Annotated in this window: 15 protein-coding genes; 13 read left to right on the top strand and 2 right to left on the bottom strand. The window is 45.3% G+C overall.

Annotated elements, in window-relative coordinates; translation table 11 throughout:
• The first annotated feature begins 28 nt into the window (after window positions 1-28).
• The 4 genes from RQP52_RS14775 (at window position 29) to murI (ending at window position 4,415) form a co-directional block, all read left to right on the top strand.
• Window positions 29-2,029 (top strand): MASE4 domain-containing protein, encoded by a 2,001-nt coding sequence (locus tag RQP52_RS14775; RefSeq protein WP_315952464.1) that lies wholly within the window; start codon window positions 29-31, stop codon window positions 2,027-2,029.
• A 151-nt stretch (window positions 2,030-2,180) separates the two neighbouring features.
• Complete coding sequence (locus RQP52_RS14770) at window positions 2,181-2,711, top strand: ATP-dependent Clp protease proteolytic subunit (RefSeq protein WP_315952463.1); 531 nt, start codon at window positions 2,181-2,183, stop codon at window positions 2,709-2,711.
• A 125-nt stretch (window positions 2,712-2,836) separates the two neighbouring features.
• Window positions 2,837-3,607, top strand: a complete 771-nt coding sequence (locus RQP52_RS14765) for a Cof-type HAD-IIB family hydrolase (protein WP_315952461.1) — start codon at window positions 2,837-2,839, stop codon at window positions 3,605-3,607.
• 31 nt (window positions 3,608-3,638) lie between these two features.
• Window positions 3,639-4,415 carry a glutamate racemase gene (gene murI / locus RQP52_RS14760; RefSeq protein ID WP_315952458.1) on the top strand — a complete coding sequence of 259 codons (777 nt, stop codon included), beginning with the start codon at window positions 3,639-3,641 and terminating at the stop codon, window positions 4,413-4,415.
• An 80-nt stretch (window positions 4,416-4,495) separates the two neighbouring features.
• On the opposite strand, the gene greA is transcribed toward murI, so the two are convergent.
• Window positions 4,496-4,966: a transcription elongation factor GreA gene (greA, locus tag RQP52_RS14755; protein ID WP_315952457.1), complete on the bottom strand. Its 471-nt coding sequence runs from the start codon at window positions 4,964-4,966 to the stop codon at window positions 4,496-4,498.
• A 152-nt stretch (window positions 4,967-5,118) separates the two neighbouring features.
• On the opposite strand from greA, the gene RQP52_RS14750 reads away from it, so the two are divergent.
• From RQP52_RS14750 to RQP52_RS14740, 3 genes are all read left to right on the top strand, one after another.
• Window positions 5,119-6,510, top strand: coding sequence for a hypothetical protein (locus RQP52_RS14750; RefSeq protein ID WP_315952456.1), 1,392 nt, complete (start codon window positions 5,119-5,121; stop codon window positions 6,508-6,510).
• Window positions 6,503-6,769: a hypothetical protein gene (locus RQP52_RS14745; RefSeq protein ID WP_315952454.1), complete on the top strand. Its 267-nt coding sequence runs from the start codon at window positions 6,503-6,505 to the stop codon at window positions 6,767-6,769. Before RQP52_RS14750 ends, RQP52_RS14745 begins: the two co-directional genes overlap by 8 nt.
• A gap of 468 nt (window positions 6,770-7,237) precedes the next feature.
• Window positions 7,238-8,989 carry a sensor histidine kinase gene (locus tag RQP52_RS14740; protein WP_315952453.1) on the top strand — a complete coding sequence of 584 codons (1,752 nt, stop codon included), beginning with the start codon at window positions 7,238-7,240 and terminating at the stop codon, window positions 8,987-8,989.
• A 51-nt stretch (window positions 8,990-9,040) separates the two neighbouring features.
• Here RQP52_RS14740 and RQP52_RS14735 read toward each other — a convergent pair whose 3' ends face one another.
• Entirely contained in the window at window positions 9,041-9,550 is a 510-nt protein-coding gene (locus RQP52_RS14735) for a metal-dependent hydrolase (protein WP_315952452.1), read from the bottom strand.
• A gap of 318 nt (window positions 9,551-9,868) precedes the next feature.
• On the opposite strand from RQP52_RS14735, the gene RQP52_RS14730 reads away from it, so the two are divergent.
• The 6 genes from RQP52_RS14730 to RQP52_RS14705 all read left to right on the top strand — a co-directional run bounded on the left by RQP52_RS14730 (window position 9,869) and on the right by RQP52_RS14705 (window position 15,634).
• The gene (locus tag RQP52_RS14730; RefSeq protein ID WP_315952451.1) at window positions 9,869-10,120 is read left to right on the top strand and encodes a late competence development ComFB family protein; all 252 of its coding nucleotides are present in this window, start codon (window positions 9,869-9,871) and stop codon (window positions 10,118-10,120) included.
• A 226-nt stretch (window positions 10,121-10,346) separates the two neighbouring features.
• Window positions 10,347-11,378, top strand: coding sequence for a BMP family lipoprotein (locus tag RQP52_RS14725; protein ID WP_315952450.1), 1,032 nt, complete (start codon window positions 10,347-10,349; stop codon window positions 11,376-11,378).
• A gap of 90 nt (window positions 11,379-11,468) precedes the next feature.
• Window positions 11,469-12,968 (top strand): ABC transporter ATP-binding protein, encoded by a 1,500-nt coding sequence (locus RQP52_RS14720; RefSeq protein ID WP_315952449.1) that lies wholly within the window; start codon window positions 11,469-11,471, stop codon window positions 12,966-12,968.
• Entirely contained in the window at window positions 12,961-14,028 is a 1,068-nt protein-coding gene (locus RQP52_RS14715) for an ABC transporter permease (RefSeq protein WP_315952448.1), read from the top strand. The genes RQP52_RS14720 and RQP52_RS14715 overlap by 8 nt, the downstream gene beginning before the upstream one ends.
• Complete coding sequence (locus RQP52_RS14710; protein ID WP_315952446.1) at window positions 14,012-14,935, top strand: ABC transporter permease; 924 nt, start codon at window positions 14,012-14,014, stop codon at window positions 14,933-14,935. The genes RQP52_RS14715 and RQP52_RS14710 overlap by 17 nt, the downstream gene beginning before the upstream one ends.
• A gap of 21 nt (window positions 14,936-14,956) precedes the next feature.
• Window positions 14,957-15,634, top strand: coding sequence for a sulfite oxidase-like oxidoreductase (locus RQP52_RS14705; RefSeq protein ID WP_315952444.1), 678 nt, complete (start codon window positions 14,957-14,959; stop codon window positions 15,632-15,634).
• The last annotated feature ends 1 nt before the right edge of the window (window position 15,635 follow it).

Genomic DNA, 15,635 nt, shown 5'->3' with positions numbered 1-15,635 from the left:
CAAAGCTAAGCATTATCGGGGGTTTATCATGGGTCAACATCAAGCGCTGCCTGTGGCGGTATACAATTTATTAACGATGCCGTCTAATCGTGCGCAGCGGCGGTTTGCTTATATCATTGGGGCTCTAGTAACCCTTATTTCTTTGTTCACTGTGCCTTTTGTCCGCATTCAGCTAGGAGAAATGCCGGCTTTCCAGCCGGCTATTTTTTCTACGGTTGTTTGCTTCGAACTCATTACGGCCTATGTGATCTATAGTCAGTTTAAAATCTCCCGCCAACCCGCGGTGCTTGCTCTTTTTGCGGGTTATTTGTTCTCGGCGGGCATGAGCTTAGTTTACATCCTCGCGTTCCCCCGTGTTTTTGCTGACAATGGGTTGTTCAACTCAGGACCACAAACCTCCGTGTGGGTGTATTCGCTTTGGCACATAGGCTTTCCGGTGGCAGTCCTGCTTTATTTGCGACTTGAAGCCAAACATCGGAATGTGCGGTACAGCTCTCGCAAGGCAAAGCTAGCCGGTTGGTGTACATTCTTTGGCACAATCATATTGATGACCGTGTTTACGTTGTTTACGACGCATTTCGTTGAGCGGCTGCCAACCGTTTTGTCACAAGGACAGCTATCTCCCGCATTTGTTAAGTTTGTTGGGATACCGATCGTTGTGCTTACGTTCATCACGCTGCTCATCTTTTACGTTCGGACTAAAGCTAGTACGGTAACCTCAACTTGGCTGTGCGTAGCAATCCTTGCGATGATGCTGGATGTGGTCATTGTTCTTTGCGGAGGCGGACGGTTCAGTCTGGGTTGGTATGTGGCGAAGTGGAACTCCTTTGTATGCTCGAATGTTGTGCTGGCCGGCATGATTTATGAATTTACGAAAATGTATCTGAACATGGCGGATCTTTTTAGAAAAGTCAAAGACAGCGAGTATAGTTATAAGGTGCTCCTTGGGGAAAGCCAGCAAGCGGAAAGGACGATCTCCGAACAGAACACGATTATCGAGCAGATGCTGGAGTCCAGTCATGAAGCTATTATCATGTGTGATACGGTAGGCAGAGTTATTTTTGCTAACCGCCGTGTGGAGCTTTTTTTTGAAAATCCGATTCACAAAGGGGACTGTTTGTTCACATATTGCGAAGGTATGCGAGCGTCAGACACTGCTTTTAAATCCATCGTCGAGGCTTATTTCAACCAAACTATACCGCCTTTTCTGAAAAGGATCTCAAGAGTCTCGCATTCCGGTGAAATGAAGCATTATGAGTGTTACGTCAATCCCATAGTGGACGAGGGGGCTGACACGCTCAGGGGTCATTTGTTCGGATTCAGGGACCGGACCGAAGAGGAACGGATCGATGAGATGAAAAATGAATTTGTCTCCATCATTTCCCATGAAATCCGAACTCCGCTGTCTTCCATTATGGGATTTATTGAGATTTTGGCGACCCGGAACGTCACGGAGGACAAGCGAGTCAAGTACGTAGAGACGATTCATAAGGAATCTATGCGACTGTCCAATCTAATCAACGATTTTTTGGACTTGCAGCGATTGGATTCAGGACGGCAGGTCTTTCATTTTCAAACGCTCAACACAGCTCATTTGGTAGGTGAAATCGTGGATCAATGGCAGGGCAAAGACAATCATGAGATTGAACTGCATGTCCTTGATGAATCCCTTTTTATTCATGGGGACGAAGAACGTCTCAAACAGGTTTTTCATAATTTGATCTCCAATAGCATCAAGTACTCTCCTGATCAATCGAAGATTGATGTGTATGTGGAACGTGAGAATGGCCGTGTGCACATCAAAATTCAAGACTATGGACTCGGCATTCCGGCTGAGGCATTGGATAAACTATTTGGGAGATTTTACCGGGTAGATAATTCAGATCGCAGGAAAATCGGGGGAACCGGACTCGGGCTGTCTATTGTTAAAGAGATTGTAGAAGCTCATCACGGCAAGGTGCTGGTGGAGTCTGAATTAGGCAGGGGTTCGATTTTTACGGTTCAATTCGATGAGCACAAAGAGGGGTAGCTTACTTATGAAAAACAAAAAGAATCTGGCCCCGTGCCAGGTTCTTCTCATTTTCGCCCAAAAATAAGCAAAAACAATCAAAAGTGTTACAAAGTCGTTCTGTCGGGAATAGACTATCTGTATCATAGGCCATAGGACAGGAGGCATTTCGATGAATGAAAGAACCTTATATCTATTCGATGGCATTAATAAAAGCTCTGTGAAAATCATTGTCGAGCAAATTATGAAAATAAACCAATTTGATGATGACAAAGATAAAAAGGAGAAAGATTTTAAACGCGTTCCCATCGACGTCATTATTAATAGCAATGGGGGGAGCGTCTACGACGGTCTAGGCCTCATTAATGTGATCGAAAACAGCAAGACGCCTGTACACACCTACGTGTATGGACTAGCTGCCAGCATGAGCTTGCTGATCGCTGTGAGTGGCCACAAAAGGTATGCCGGCAGGCTCAGCACCTTTATGTATCATGCCGTTTCTACGCATATTGACGGTCATCTGGAGTATTTGAAAAACAGGGTGGATGAGACGCAGAGGCTGCAAAACATTTATGATGAATACCTCTTATCTAAAACAAAGTTAACCCAAGATGAAATCCTTCGTGTTCAGGAGCATCAGCGAAATTGGTATATGAGTCCTGAGGAAGCTTTATCCTTTGGTGTGATTGATGAAATTGTATAGGAATTGGGAAGAGAAGCCTGGGGGATTCTCTTTTTCTTTGTTTTTTATCTCTTTTTGGTGTTTAATGAGAGAAAGAGAGAAGGCTGGCAGCGACAGCTGCCGCCAAGTGCAAAGGAGACCCAACTGTGTATAAAATTGTGTTTTTTGATATCGACGGTACCCTTGTCAATGAGGAAAAACAGGTTCCTGCTTCCACAGTAACCGCTATTCATCAATTAAAGCAGCAAGGCATTGAACCGGTGATTGCTACCGGACGAGCTCCTTACTTCATTAAACCCTTGGCTGAGCAGCTCGGGATCGATTCCTATGTTTGTTTGAACGGGGGATATGCCGTGTATCGGGGGGAACCTCTGTACAGACGCATCATTGCCAAAAGCAGCATTGAAGCTTTGGTAAAACTTGCCGCGAAGTACAAACATTCTCTCGTATTCGAAGGGGAGCATCAGTTTTTTACGGACACAGAAGATCATCCATTCGTAACAGGATCCGTTTCGTCGTTGAAGGTAGATTTGCCAGGTTATGACCCGGATTTCTGGAAAACGAACGATATTTATCAGATTTTCCTGCACTGCGAAGATACGGATGAACATTTGTATGAAGAGCTTCAAACGGAATTTAAGCTGATTCGCTGGCACCAGCATGCGATCGATGTTTTGCCTGCTGGAGGTTCCAAAGCCCAGGGGATTGCAGCACTGCTTGAGCTTGTAGGCATCAAACCGGAAGAAGCGGTTGCATTTGGCGATGGCTTGAATGACATGGAAATGCTTTCCTTTGTTGGGATGGGCATCGCGATGGGGAACTCCCACAAGGAATTGCTTCCTTATGCGGATCATGTGACAACGCATGTGGATGAAGATGGCATTCGCAATGGACTTATAACAGCAGGATTGCTCTAACATTGAAAGAACAAGATCAGGGTGAAAACAAATGAGAATAGCTTTTTTTGATTCAGGAATAGGCGGGATTTCCGTCTTACACGAAGCCATGAAGCAATTGCCTCATGAAGACTTTCTTTACTTTGCAGATACGCTGCATGTGCCATACGGTACGAAACCGAAGGATGAAGTCCTTTCTTTTGTGAAACAAGCGGTGGAAACCATCAGCAAGGAAGAGGTTTGTGCACTCGTTATTGCTTGTAACACGGCTACGAGCATTGCGATCGCGGAACTTCGCAACATCTATGACATGCCGATTATCGGCATGGAACCTGCGGTAAAGCCGGCGCTTGCCATGAACCGTTCTTCGGGAAAAAGAGTGCTTGTGCTTGCGACACCGTTAACGCTCAAAGAATCCAAATACCGGGAGCTTGTTTCCCGTATCGATGACATGCACATGGTGGATTCGCTGCCAATGCCGGAATTAGTTCAATTCTGTGAGCAACTAAACGTGGATAGCCAGCAAATTATTGATTATTTTCATACCCAGTTCGCTTCGTTCGATCTAAGTCTGTATGGTACGGTAGTCCTTGGATGTACGCATTTTCCTTTTTTTCGAAGCGTATTGAAAAAGGTTCTGCCCGATCATATCCAAATTGTTGATGGAAGCGCAGGGACCGTGAACCGGCTGACTCAACTGCTAAGTGATCGAGACCAACTACTTGGCAAAGGACATTCCGATTTGAAATGGATGTGCTCGGATGATAATCCGATGTACCTGGAGAAAATGCGGAAAGCGCTGCAGCTCTTTGAGGTCGTTGGGGTATAAGAGCTGAATAGGAAAACACAAAAAGGGCTGTCGTCCAGTAGATGTATCTACAGGGAGACAGCCCTTTCGTTTTAACTTGATTATACGCGAATCTCAAGCAGTTCGTAGGAGATAACACCCATTGGCGCATTGACGCTGATTGTATCGCCAACTTTTTTGCCCATGAGCGAGACACCAAGCGGGCTTTCGTAGGAGATTTTATTTTCATTGACATTTGCTTCAGAGGTGCCGACGATTTTGTATTCGATTTTTTCGGCGAATTCTACATCATTAAGGACAACAGTGGATCCTACTTGAACTTTAGATGTATCCAGATTCGTTACAACGCGCGCCTTTTTTAACATTCTTTCGATGGTCAAAACTCTCGTTTCCATGAAACCCTGTTCTTCTTTGGCCGAATGGTATTCACTGTTCTCTTTCAGGTCACCGTAGCTAATGGCCGTCTTAATCCGGCTTGCCAATTCTTTGCGTTTAACGGTTTTCAGTTCCTCAAGCTCAAGTTCTAAACTGCGTAATCCTTCGGGAGTTAGAATGATTTCATCATTGGACATTTTTACAGCTCCTCATGTATTCGATACTTGTTATAGTACTAAAGTAGCGAGGTCAAGTAAAGTAATCGTAAAAAAGCAACTTATTGATCAGGAGAACGTCTAAATGATGGAAGTATTTTCCTTATAATGGATGCGGAAGCGGTGAGTTTACGATGATGAAAATAAAACTGTTCACATTCACGGTTGTTGCAGCAGCAATGGGTTTGGCTGGTTATGTGTCCCAAGCAGCTGCGGATACAATTTATGGAGGTTCTTTTGCTCCAGAGGGGCTTCGATTCCCGGACGAGATAGAGCTGCTGGCTGAAACACCTTATTACGCTGCGGCAGATACGTACAACACGGATCCTGAAGGAACATTTGCTCCGCAGACCGTGCATGTACTGGAAACCGAAAGCGGCTGGTCGATCGGCGAGGCGACTTGGAAAATCGAAACCATGTTCGGACCGCGGTGGATCAGGCCGAAACCTTGGGAAATCGAGATTGCGCCGCCAAAGCGGATCACGCTTCTAGACGAAACACCGCTTTATCGCAGTGCAAGCACGAAAAATACCCCTGTCGCTGCTTTAACCCCCCAAGAGGTGGAGGTAACAGATGCTGAAAAGATGTGGTTCTATACCAACGATCCTAACAGCAAAGCCTGGATAAAAGTGCATACAAGTTGGTTAGGAGATCTATGGGCGTTTATTCCAGTTAAGGAAATTGGTACGGTTCACGACGTTCAGCGTAAAGCACATTATGATAATCTTCCCGCAAAAAGCGATCTAGGCGCGGCAATGGGCGTCGGTCAGCAGCAGATGGACTGGTCTACGACGACAGCAGGGGATTTCACGATTGTCCATGAATTTACAACGATATATGATCGTGCTTTCGAAGTTCAAACCGATCAAGGGACGGTCTGGACGCGAGACAAAGGAGTGACCATTCTTCCGACAGATGAAACACTGAAAATTGCACGTGAGACGCCGTTATTTCCTACTGTCTTCGCGGGGTTGGCGAAAATAGATGCGGTGCTTAAAGACGAGAATGTCATTGTATTTGAGAAAATCATAGAACCCTTATGGGCGGGGAGGGGTCCATACGAAATTTGGCATAACAGCACCTGGTATCATGTACGTTCCTCGAAGGGAACAGGATGGATTAACAAGCTGGTCGGAGAACCGGAGTCTGCCGTACCTGTTCACTGGAAGATGTTGGTTAAGAATGCAAGAGAGCTGTCGCAATATCCGGAAGTGCCGTTTAACGACACGACATTGCTGCTGCGCAATCAGACAGTGGAAGTGATAGAAGCTTGGAATCCGCCGAATGGCGGATCTATGTGGCTGAAAGTACACGTTGATAACCGAACGGGGTGGATTCCATTCTGGAACGGTACGCAGGATACACTGTGGGATGAGGATTCTCAAACGATAGCACGTGTTGCCAAGACGGAGACGAATGGTGTGAATATTGTACCGACTGGCACAGGAGATTTATACCGTAATTGCCGAAGACATTCCGACAAGTGTGAAGAGCGGACGGCTGGAATTGCAAGCATTCGTGAATGACTGGACCAGTAGAGAAGATTACAATGCTGGGCAAATGCCGCTTCAACTGAGCATCGAAGAGGGAGAAGACCGCGGAGGAATCGAGCATAATTCCGTGAACAAAGGAATTGTGAATCAGTCGGATCAAAATTCAGCCGGTACCCTGTTTAGCTTGAAAACATCACATCCGTTAGCTGTGGGGAGACATCAAGTCGATGTTGTCTTGCGCATAGGCGAAAGAATCATTTGGAAGAAAAGTGCTGAGATAGCGGCTAAGTAACCTAAACATGCAACCTAGTTCCTGCGGGTTGCATTCTCTTTTTGGCGTCTCGAAAGGAACTACAGTCCGCTATTTCAGAGAAAAGCGGTATTTTGGCGGTACGAGAGGAACAACAGTGCACTATTTCTTTGCATTTTGCTGGTTTATAGCCAAAAGCGAAGAAATAGCGTCCCCTAGTTCCCAACGCAAGTGAGAAGGTGCTTTTACAAAGAAAAAGCGCCCTGTAGTTCCGTTTCCGTAAGGAAGAAACCAACGAGAAATCCACCCCTAGTTCCCATCCTGTATCTTGGTATTTTTCCCTATCTTACCAATGGTTTAAAAACCGCAATATTAATTGATAGACAAGGCTTTCCTATCCTACTATACTACTGAAAGGGACAACTAATTTCGAGATGTGTCGAAAAAGTTTTACATAGTGTCGAATTTGTAATATTCATTTTACAACATATAGAAAGTGTGAACATCTTCATGAGAATAAACTCCAAAGTCATCTACATCACCTTAATTATCGTTATTCTGTTGCTGGTGACGAATAATACCTCTTATTACTGGTATACGAAATCACTGTTAACGGAAGCCTTATCGATGAGGATGGAGTCGACGGCCAACCAAATCCGAACGTCCATTGAACTGTCAGAGGAAGGATCCTTCTTCGTGGAAGATTTAGTTGGAGAAAAGCTACGCGCTGTCGCACTTTTCGCCGCGAACAAGCTCGATCCGGATGCCGATAAAGTATCCAATGAACAATTGGTTCAGCTGGCCAAACAAGCGGGGGTCGACGGTTTCTCGCTGATGAAGCGGAGTGGTGTTGGAAACGATATCATGGTCGCCAAGTCATCGGAACCCAAAGAACTTCAAATTAAAAGCACAATCCCTTTTGGCTATTGGTTTACGGCTTTCGATCAATTGATGACGAACCACCAGGTTACGATTCCTGAAGGTCAGAAACTGCCGAATTTCTGGTCCGGTATTTACGAGGTTCCAGCTTCGGGCTCCAGCAATGTCAGTAAATTTGGTTATTATTACGACGGTTCGACCAATTATATTATTTGTGTGTTTGTGAATGCCGATAAAATTCAACGGTTTAAAGAAATCGTCGGTGCTGATACTGTTGTAAAGAAAACGCTTGCGGCAAATCAGGATATTTTGGAAATTTCGGGTCTGCATGGGGTTACGTTCGGCACTAAGCCAATTGAGTACAAAGGCAGTGACGGCACATCTTTCATTTCGGTGTATGATCGGCCGCTGCTGTTCGGTTCGTACAACATTACGAATGACAAAGATTTGAAGTATTACAAAGAGTCCATCGAAAATAATAAACCGGTTAGCATCGTAGAGAGCTGGAATGGGAAACCGATTCTCAAAACGTTCATGTACGTCCCGGTTAAGAACAAACTGACCGAAGTGCAGCGAGAAGTTCCCTACGTCATTTCCATTACGTCGGATTATCAATCGATTCAAGAGACTTTAAACAAACAGCTCGTTCAGCTTATGCTTGTGGTTGTTCTGTTTACGGTTTGCAGCTGCATCTTTATATACTTTGTCTTCCGATTTATTACCAAAAGCCGTGAAACCGCGGTTCAATCCACACAAGAAATGTACATTCAAAATGTGGATTTGATGTTTGCAACGATTCGCAGCCAGCGGCATGACTTCTTAAATCATGTGCAGACCATGTATGCGCTCCTTGCAAATGGCAAAAAAGAAGACCAGATGAAGTACATGAAAGAGTTGCTGGAAGAAATCAATGAAGTGAACGATATCATTCGTATTGGCCATCCGGCGATTGCTGCTTTGATTCAAGCGAAGTTTGCGCTTGCTATGCGGACGAAAATTGATTTTCATTATGAATTTACAGGCCTTGATGGCTTAGCTTTAGGGGTAAAATCCGTTGATCTCGTGAAAATTATCGGAAATCTGATTGATAATGCTTTTGACGAGGTGAATAAATTCCCGCCAGGCGAACGGGAGGTTATTGTGAACGGATGGTCGGAGTCCAATCAAGTGACGATCTCCGTTTCCAACCCTGTGCTTCCGGATTTCCAAGTAGAGGACTACAATCAAATGTTTACGATCGGCTACAGCACCAAAGGTGACGGTGAGCATCAAGGATTAGGCTTGTCGGTCGTGAAGGAGCGGATTGAGCACTACAAAGGGACAATCGAAGTGTGCGTGGAGGATGGCTGGATTTGCTTTAAAATATCGATTCCAATGCAGTAAATGGAAAGCCCCTTCTTTTTCTGTTTAAGACAGAGAAGAAGGGGCTTTTGTTTATTTTTGCAGCATGGGATAGACATAAAGCATAAAAGGGATCAATAAGGTGACGGCCAAAAGCAGCCAACGGAATACGGTTTCGCTCGAAGATCCCGTATCAATTGCGATGAATTTCGGCAATATGCGAATTTTCATTGGGAGCGGCCAGAATAGTTGTATGCCTCGCTCATTGAGCAAATCAATAAGCGGATGCGATGCATAAGCGACGATGAAAACCCAAAAGTACAAAGGCGACATCGGCAATGAAATCATCATCAGCAGGAGGATAAAGACAATCGAATGGGTTAGCGTCCGATGGCGGACCTTCAGAATGCGAAGCAAGGCAGATAATGGGAATAGAACCTTGGCCATCGTCGAGCCTGGCTTGTCGACATCGGCCAACGTTCCTGCCAAGCAGCCCAGCAGAAGAGCTCCGGCCGTGTCCCACGAAAAAAAGCTTACATCTTGATAAGCGAGTACGAGTTCTGCCGAGATGAATCCGGCAATACTGTGTGTTTTTTGTAGCATAAGTTAACCCCTAAGTCTAATTTATTTATAACTGTATAGCATTCGAAGCAGAAACGTATTTTCAGACGGAATCCGCTCACAGCAAGCATATGCAACAAACAGCGTATCATATTCTAGTGAATGTTGTGGTCATTTCTTTGAAATTGGGATGAGGAATATGTGATCAGGGTGCTTGGAACTAGGCGTAGTTACCTACCATGAGTCAATAATGAGGGGTTAAGTAGTCTATGAGCACTTTTTGAATATAGTTTTATACGTTATAATAGACATATAGTTGAAATAGTGAAGGAGCTAACTCCGATGCCAGTCTTTAATGCCATGGAAACGATCGTCGTCAATATGTTTGATGAATTTCAGAAAAATTACGAATTGAAATGCGACTGTAATAAGTGTAAAGATGATATGCTAGCGTTGGCTTTAAACAAAATTCCGCCTAGATATACGTCAAGTGAAAAGGGTGCATTGTTTGTTAAAGGCATATATATTAATCCGCAGCTGCAATCCGATGTGATGCGTGAATTAATGGAAGCCGCGAATATAGTGGCTGATCATCAGCATCACGAAGCCTAATACCGAGGATTGAACAGAGAGCTAGTCTCCGTCTCAGGAGGCTGGCTTTTTTTTATAGCATGTCATTCGACAATATAGTATAATAATCGACGAGTTTCGTATATTTCGAACATAATTCGTTAACACTTGTCGAACGAAAAAATGTTTTGACTAAATCCGAGTTATTTAGTAGGATATACAAAAGAGTATTTTACATAACATATATTCACCAAGGGGAGAGATACACATGAAAAAAGCATTAATTTCTATGTTTGCTGTTACCGTGTTGCTGACAGGCTGCGCAACGGCAAAAACAGACACTGCAGCACCGGGTGCTGAAGCAACGAAAGCTGCTACGGCTAAATCAGATAAGAAAGTTATCCTGATTACACCAGAGAAAATTGGTTTGAACCCATTTTTCGCACAAGAGGATGAAGGTGTTAAGAAAGCTGGACAAGAGTTCGGCATTACGGTTAAAACGGTAGAATCGACGGATGCCAGCGCGATTGAACAAAATTTACGCGCTGCCGTTGCAGATAACTATGATCTCATCATTACCAGCTCTTTCGAGTCCGAAGATGCTCTTAAGAAAGTAGCCGCTGAGAATCCGAAGAAATCTTTTGCCATTATTGATACAGTTGTCGATCTTCCGAACGTTCGCAGTGTAGTATTCCGTGAGCATGAAGCTTCCTACTTGCTGGGGGCGGCAGCTGGTCTTGCAACGAAGAAAAATGTCGTAGGTATGGTTGCGGCACTTGATATCCCGCTGATCAAGAAGTATACCGTTGGCTTCCAAGAAGGCTTGAAAGCAACAAATCCTAATGCTAGGTTCATCGTTAACTACGTAGGCAGCTTCACGGATCCAGCCAAAGCTAAAGAATTAGCATTAACGCAATTCTCACAAGGCGCAGATTTCATCGCTGCTGCTTCTGCTGTTGGTGATCTGGGCGTATTCGAAGCTGCGAAAGAAAAAGGCTTCTTCACATCCGGACAAGATATTGACCGTACAGTCACGGATCCACAACATATCGTCCTTTCTCAACTAAAAGGAACAGATGCCGTAGCTTACCAAACGGTGAAGGATTTCGTAAACGGCTCGTTTAAATTCGGTTCAGTTGATTACGGTTTGAAAGAAGACGGCGTTGGTCTTACTTTTGTGACCAAAGATAGCAAATCTACACTTAGTCCTTTCATTGGACAAGATGTCGTTACGAAAGTTAAAGCGATCCGCGACGATATCGTTTCCGGCAAAGTGAAAGTTGAGAATCCAGTCAAATAATGAGCACGATCATTTCATATCGACCTTGGGAACTGTTTACGGAGACGTAAACAGTTTCCTCATGTCTAGACAGAGGAGCGAAAAATCGTTATGCTGCTTCAAATGCGTCAAATTACGAAAACATATGGCAATTTAACAGCGAATTCAAATGTTGATTTTTCGCTGCGTCAAGGTGAGATTCATGCATTAGTCGGGGAAAATGGAGCTGGAAAAACAACGCTAATGCGTATTTTGTACGGCATGGAGCAGCCAACGGCAGGCAGCATTCTTTTGAATGGCAAAGAAGTGGCCTTCACGAACCCTACGGATGCGATCCGTCATCGAATCGGCATGGTGCATCAACATTTCATGCTTTTTCCCTCTTTTACCGTGGCTGAAAATATTGTTATCGGGAATGAACCTAAGTCAGGACTCAAATTTGACCGTAAAAAGGCTGTCAAGCAAGTTGAGGCATTGTGTGAGCAGTATCGCCTGCCGATTGACCCGAACAAGAAAGTGGCGGATATTCCACTTGGCATGCAGCAGCGTGTGGAGATTTTGAAGGTGCTGTATCAAGGTGCGGACATTATTATTTTGGATGAGCCTACGGGGGTATTGACGCCGCTTGAAGCGAAGGAACTCCTCGTTATTATGAGAAACTTGGCCAACCAAGGGAAGAGCTTTATTATCATCACGCACAAGCTGCATGAAGTGATGGAAATTGCTGACCGGGTTACGGTTCTACGTGACGGGAAAGTAACGGGAGAGCTGGATGCCGGGGCAACCAATGTCGAGGAATTGTCCAAGCTAATGGTGGGCAGAGATCTGCTTCCTACGTCCAAAAGTGATGTGAAACTTGGTGAAACCGTTCTACAGGTCCAAGACGTCTCAATCATGGGGGACAAAGGCAAGCCCGTTCTGGATAAAGTCAGCTTTCATGTCAAAGCTGGAGAAATCGTTGGTATCGCAGGTATTTCAGGGAACGGTCAATCCGAGCTCATTCAAGCTATCTCCGGTCTCCAATTTATTGACCATGGGGAGATTAGATTGCTTGGCGACAATCTGAAAGGACGTTCTGTGCGGGAAATCAGAGACATTGGTCTTTCACATGTTCCGGAGGATCGTTATCAATGGGGTGCGGCGAAAGAGGGCACTGTCTTAGAAAATGGGACGATGGGTCATCACAGAACCCGCAGCCGTAAAGGGTTTTTACAGGGAAAAGAACTGCGGAAAATGGTGGACGGCTTCATTCAGCAATTTCAGATTAAAGCAGGCTCGCAGGATGCGAAGGTGAAGTATCTGTCCGGTGGTAATCTGCAGAAGCTGATTGTAGCCAGAGAAATTGCGCAGAAGCAACCGTTTCTTATTGCTGCAGAACCGACTCGTGGCGTCGATATTGGCGCGATGGAGCTCATTCACGAAGAATTGCTTCGCAAACGTGACGAGCAAGGCGCGATATTATTAGTTTCCTCGGAGCTAACAGAAATTCTTAAGCTTTCGGATCGTATTCTCGTCATGTATGAAGGACGAATCGCCGGTGAGATTTCTGCCGAGAACGCAACAGAGGAGCAGATTAGCTTGTGGATGGCGGGAGGAGTTTCTCATGCTTAAAAGTCGTTTCCCTATAAGCGCTTGGGTCCAACCGCTGCTTGCCGTCATCATCGGCTTAATCGGCGGTGCGATTGCCATCTCATTGATTGGCGGATCCGTTATTGACACTTATGCACAGATGTGGAAGGGTGCTTTCGGCAATTTCTTTTTCATAACGAATACGCTGACCCGGGCCACACCGCTGATTCTCGTAGGTTTAGGCGTTTCGATCGCTTTCCGTTCAGGTTTTTTCAACATGGGATCGGAAGGTCAAATGATTTTGGGCGCATTATCCAGTGCAATGATCGCTATTTATTTGCCTGGGCCAGCATTATTTAAATTGTTGGCAGCTATACTTGGCGGAATCATTGCCGGTGGCATATGGTCGGCTTTTGCAGGTTGGCTGGACGCCAAGTTCAGAATGAACTTGATCATTACAACGCTGCTGATGAATTATATAGCTGCATTATTTGCAGGCTATATGGTCGCCTATCCTTTTAAGGACAAAACAGGATCAGCCGCTCTCGCTCAAACGATGATGATTGATAAAGGGGTCTGGCTGCCCAAACTATTTCAAGGGATGAGCATTCACGGTGGGTTTATTATTGCGCTTGCACTCGCGGTTCTCCTGTATCTGTTTATTAAATATACGGTTGCCGGTTATGAAATTCGTATGTTGGGATATAATCCGCTGTTTGCCGGATACGGAGGCGTGAACAGAGGGAAAGTGATGCTCGCCAGTATGTTTGCCAGTGGCGGATTTGCCGGGTTAGCCGGCGCAATTGAAGTTCTCGGCATGCAGTATCGATACACAGATGGCATGATCACGAATCCTGGTTATGCCTGGTCCGGCATTATGGCGACACTGCTGTCAGGCGCTCATCCTTTAGGTACGGCAATTGCGGCCGTTCTTCTTGCAGCTTTGCAAACCGGAGGTATGGGGGTTGAGCGGAATACGAGCATTCCATTAGAGATTTCAAGTGTTATTCAGTCTTTGCTCATCTTGTTCGTTACAGCGAAGTTCAGCTACACCCTTTGGAAACGACGGAAAGGAGGCAAGGGCGATGCAGCATCTTCTTGATGTGTCATTATTCAGTTCAATGATTCGGATGGTGGCTCCGATTCTGCTTGCGGCACTCGGCGGAGCGATTTGTTCCAGAGTCGGCTTGTTTAACGTAGGCTTGGAAGGATTCGTGTTAGTCGGTGCATTCTCAGCAATTGTGGGTAATTTTTACACAGGAAATGTATTGGCTGCTGTTCTTATTGCTGTTGCGGTTACGATGCTCTTTTCATTGATATTTGCTTATATAAGTATTCATTTGCAAGCGAATGTCATCGTTGTTGGTATCTCGTTTAACTTCCTGGCGCTGGGTTTGACTGCGTTTAGCTTGCGAGCGATTTTTCATGTCAAAGGCGCTTTCTATGATAAAAATATGATCGGATTGCCGAAATGGGATATTCCGTTCATTAAAGATATTCCCGTCGTCGGCGACATTATTTCTGGGCATTCACCGCTCGTATACTTGGCCTTTATCCTTGTATTTGTCCTTCAGTATTTTCTGTTCAAGTCTGTCCTTGGATTCCGACTGGTTGCTGTTGGCGAGAATCCGATTGCCAGCAAAAGCATCGGAATTAAGGTAAATCGGATGCAGTACTTGGCGGTTCTTATCTGCGGAGTGCTTTGTGGACTCGCTGGCGCTCAGCTTTCGCTGGGGCAAGTGACGATGTTTACGGAAGGCATGACGGCCGGAAGAGGATTTATTGCTCTGGTGGCAACGATGTTAGGCCAAGCAAATCCAATCGGTGTCATGGCGTCCAGCTTGCTTTTTGGATTGATGGATGCGTTTAGTATCCGGTTGCAGGGCTTTTCCCTGCCAACTCATTTTACACAAATGCTGCCTTATGTCGTGACATTGCTGGCGATGCTTTTCTTCCGGAGAAGCAATTATTTGGCTGATGCACAGAAGGCAAACGGCAGTTCCCGATAAGGGAGTAACGGAGGATGACAGATGCACAAAGATAGCAAAGCAGAGCGCATTAAGCGAATGAATATTCCCGCTGTTGAGGTTCCGCAGGAGATTGCAGACAGAGTTCCACCTGGACAAGCGGTCACAGAGAGATTTCCGATTCTTCACGAGGGTGAAGTGCCGAAATACGATATGTCCACATGGTCGCTGCGTGTGTTCGGTGAAGTTGCGGAGGAGAAGTCTTTTAGTTATGAAGAATTGCTTGCGTTACCTCGGACACAAATCGTCTGCGACATTCATTGCGTGACGCGTTGGTCTAAGCTGGATACGGTGTGGGAAGGCGTGCTCTTTCGAGATTTCCTTAAGCTTATCAACGTTAAGCCGGAAGGCAAGTATGTTATGCTGCATGCTGATAATGAGTATGAAACGAATGTTCCGCTCGAGGACCTTATGGGAGATCAGATTTTGTTGGCCATGAGCTATGACGGCAAACCGCTAACACCTAAGCATGGCTGGCCGCTTCGTCTACTCGTACCGCATTTATATTTCTGGAAAAGCGCCAAATGGATTCAAGGTATCGAATTTATGAAAGAAGACCGTGAAGGATTCTGGGAGCGCAATGGTTTCCATAATGTCGCAGACCCGTTTCAAGAGCAACGTTTCTCAGGGGAAGCGATTCCGATTCCGGAAGACGAGTGGGTTAGAAAGGAGTTCGATTAAA

It is taken from the genome of Paenibacillus violae, assembly GCF_032461945.1.
Classification (GTDB): domain Bacteria; phylum Bacillota; class Bacilli; order Paenibacillales; family NBRC-103111; genus Paenibacillus_E; species Paenibacillus_E violae.
This window is presented reverse-complemented; position numbering and strand designations above follow the sequence as displayed.

Bases quoted from the DNA above. Each gene is read 5' to 3' on its own strand.
- RQP52_RS14775 (WP_315952464.1), top strand. From the start codon at position 29: ATGGGTCAACATCAAGCGCTGCCTGTGGCGGTATACAATTTATTAACG.
- RQP52_RS14770 (WP_315952463.1), top strand. From the start codon at position 2,181: ATGAATGAAAGAACCTTATATCTATTCGATGGCATTAATAAAAGCTCT.
- murI (WP_315952458.1), top strand. From the start codon at position 3,639: ATGAGAATAGCTTTTTTTGATTCAGGAATAGGCGGGATTTCCGTCTTA.
- greA (WP_315952457.1), bottom strand. From the start codon at position 4,966: ATGTCCAATGATGAAATCATTCTAACTCCCGAAGGATTACGCAGTTTA.
- RQP52_RS14750 (WP_315952456.1), top strand. From the start codon at position 5,119: ATGATGAAAATAAAACTGTTCACATTCACGGTTGTTGCAGCAGCAATG.
- RQP52_RS14740 (WP_315952453.1), top strand. From the start codon at position 7,238: ATGAGAATAAACTCCAAAGTCATCTACATCACCTTAATTATCGTTATT.
- RQP52_RS14735 (WP_315952452.1), bottom strand. From the start codon at position 9,550: ATGCTACAAAAAACACACAGTATTGCCGGATTCATCTCGGCAGAACTC.
- RQP52_RS14730 (WP_315952451.1), top strand. From the start codon at position 9,869: ATGGAAACGATCGTCGTCAATATGTTTGATGAATTTCAGAAAAATTAC.
- RQP52_RS14725 (WP_315952450.1), top strand. From the start codon at position 10,347: ATGAAAAAAGCATTAATTTCTATGTTTGCTGTTACCGTGTTGCTGACA.
- RQP52_RS14720 (WP_315952449.1), top strand. From the start codon at position 11,469: ATGCTGCTTCAAATGCGTCAAATTACGAAAACATATGGCAATTTAACA.
- RQP52_RS14715 (WP_315952448.1), top strand. From the start codon at position 12,961: ATGCTTAAAAGTCGTTTCCCTATAAGCGCTTGGGTCCAACCGCTGCTT.
- RQP52_RS14710 (WP_315952446.1), top strand. From the start codon at position 14,012: ATGCAGCATCTTCTTGATGTGTCATTATTCAGTTCAATGATTCGGATG.
- RQP52_RS14705 (WP_315952444.1), top strand. From the start codon at position 14,957: ATGCACAAAGATAGCAAAGCAGAGCGCATTAAGCGAATGAATATTCCC.